Source organism: Mycolicibacter icosiumassiliensis, from assembly GCF_900078685.2.
Lineage (GTDB): Bacteria > Actinomycetota > Actinomycetes > Mycobacteriales > Mycobacteriaceae > Mycobacterium > Mycobacterium icosiumassiliensis.
In genome coordinates, this window is record NZ_LT546190.1 from 1 (window position 1) to 1,727 (window position 1,727).

At 64.6% G+C, this 1,727-nt stretch carries 3 protein-coding genes; all 3 read left to right on the forward strand.

The genetic code is table 11. From position 1 onward, the window contains the following. A partial coding sequence (locus BN4346_RS46795; protein WP_208863331.1) for a YebC/PmpR family DNA-binding transcriptional regulator occupies positions 1–317 on the forward strand: 317 nt, incomplete at its 5' end. A gap of 11 nt (positions 318–328) precedes the next feature. Then, on the forward strand, positions 329–1,138 hold the full coding sequence (locus BN4346_RS46800) for a sulfotransferase family protein (protein ID WP_067977080.1): 810 nt from the start codon (positions 329–331) through the stop codon (positions 1,136–1,138). A gap of 26 nt (positions 1,139–1,164) precedes the next feature. After that, positions 1,165–1,662, forward strand: coding sequence for a DUF2252 family protein (locus BN4346_RS46805; protein WP_067977081.1), 498 nt, complete (start codon positions 1,165–1,167; stop codon positions 1,660–1,662). Positions 1,663–1,727: the final 65 nt, after the last annotated feature.

Here is a 1,727-nt window from a genome sequence, read left to right on the forward strand (position 1 = left end):
CCTTGACCGAGGATGACGTGTTGGCGGCGGTGTTGGATGCCGGTGCTGAGGACGTCAATGATTTGGGGGACAGCTTCGAGGTGATTTCGGAGCCGGGTGATCTGGTGGCGGTCCGCAGTGCGCTGGTCGATGCCGGTATCGACTACGACTCCGCAGAGGCCAGCTTCCAGCCGTCGGTCAGCGTCCCTGTTGATGTCGAGGGGGCCCGTAAGGTGTTCAAGCTGGTCGAGGCTCTTGAGGACAGCGACGACGTGCAGAACGTCTGGACCAACGTGGACCTGTCCGACGAGGTCCTCGCCGCACTCGAGGCAGAGTAGGAGCCACCGCGTTGTCGGCGATTCATTTCATCTCCGGTCTGCCGCGCTCCGGTTCGACCCTGCTGGCCGCGCTACTGCGGCAGAACCCGCGCTTTCATGCCGGGATGTCGGGCCCACTGGCGGGCTTGTTCGGCGCCCTGCTCGGTGAGATGAGTGCCCGCAACGAGTTCTCGGTGTTCATCGACGACGCGAGGCGAGAAAGGCTGCTGTACGGGCTGTTCGACAGTTTCTACGGCGACTACGCCGCGGAGGTGGTTTTCGACACCAACCGGGCATGGTGCGGGTGGATGCCGGCGGTCACGCGGCTGTTTCCGGAAGCCAAAGTCATTGCCTGTGTACGTGAATTGCCGTGGGTGGTCGACAGCATCGAACGGTTGATCCAGCGCAACGTGTTCACCCCGTCATCGATCTTCGGATTCAACCCCGGCGGCACCGTCTACACCCGCGCCAACGGTGTGGTCGGACAAGACGGGATGGTCGGCGCGCCCTACGACATGCTCAAGCAGGCCTGCTACGGCGCACAGCGGGACAAGCTGCTGGTGGTGCAGTACGAGACACTGACCACTGACCCCGGCCGGACGATGCGCGCCATCTATGACTTCATTGGCGAGCCGATGTTCACCCACAACTTCGACAACGTCGACTACGACGTCACCGAATTCGATGAACGCGCCGGCACACCCGGTCTGCACACCGTGCACGGTGAGGTCAGGGCCCAGCCGCGCGAGACGATCCTGCCGCCCGACCTGTTCAACCGCTTCGTTCGCGACGCGTTCTGGCGTGATCCAGAGGCGGTGCCCGCGGGTTTGCGGGTGGTTTAGCCCAGTAACGGCTCTAGACTGACGCCGTGTCGGGGCGAGAGTACGGCCGGTCCCAGCGGAAGGTGCTTCCGCGATCTGCACTCGGGGCCTACGAGCCGTCGTCGCGGCGCGCGGACCCGGTAGCGCTGCTGGAGTCGCAATCCAAGTCCCGGGTTCCCGAGCTGGTGCCGATCCGATACGCCCGCATGTTGGCGTCGCCGTACGCGTTCTTCCGGGGCTCGGCGGTGATCATGGCCGCCGATCTAGCCGCTGGCCCGCACACCGGATTGCCGGCACAGCTGTGCGGGGATGCGCACCTGTCGAACTTCGGGATGTTCGCCTCCCCGGAGCGGCAGCTGATGTTCGACCTCAACGATTTCGATGAGACGCTGCCCGGACCGTGGGAGTGGGACGTCAAACGGTTGGTGGCCAGTGCCGCGGTCCTTTGCCGCAGCAGGGGATTCGGCCCCGCCAAGCAGGAATCGGGGCCTTGCCCCCATGTAGTGGACACGGGATTTGTGGTTAAGCAGCTTCGGGCAGCGTAGCCGGTGTCAGGGTCCTTTCGTAGGTGGCAGGGCTGGATTGACGGCAGTGGGAGTGCCGTCGTTTG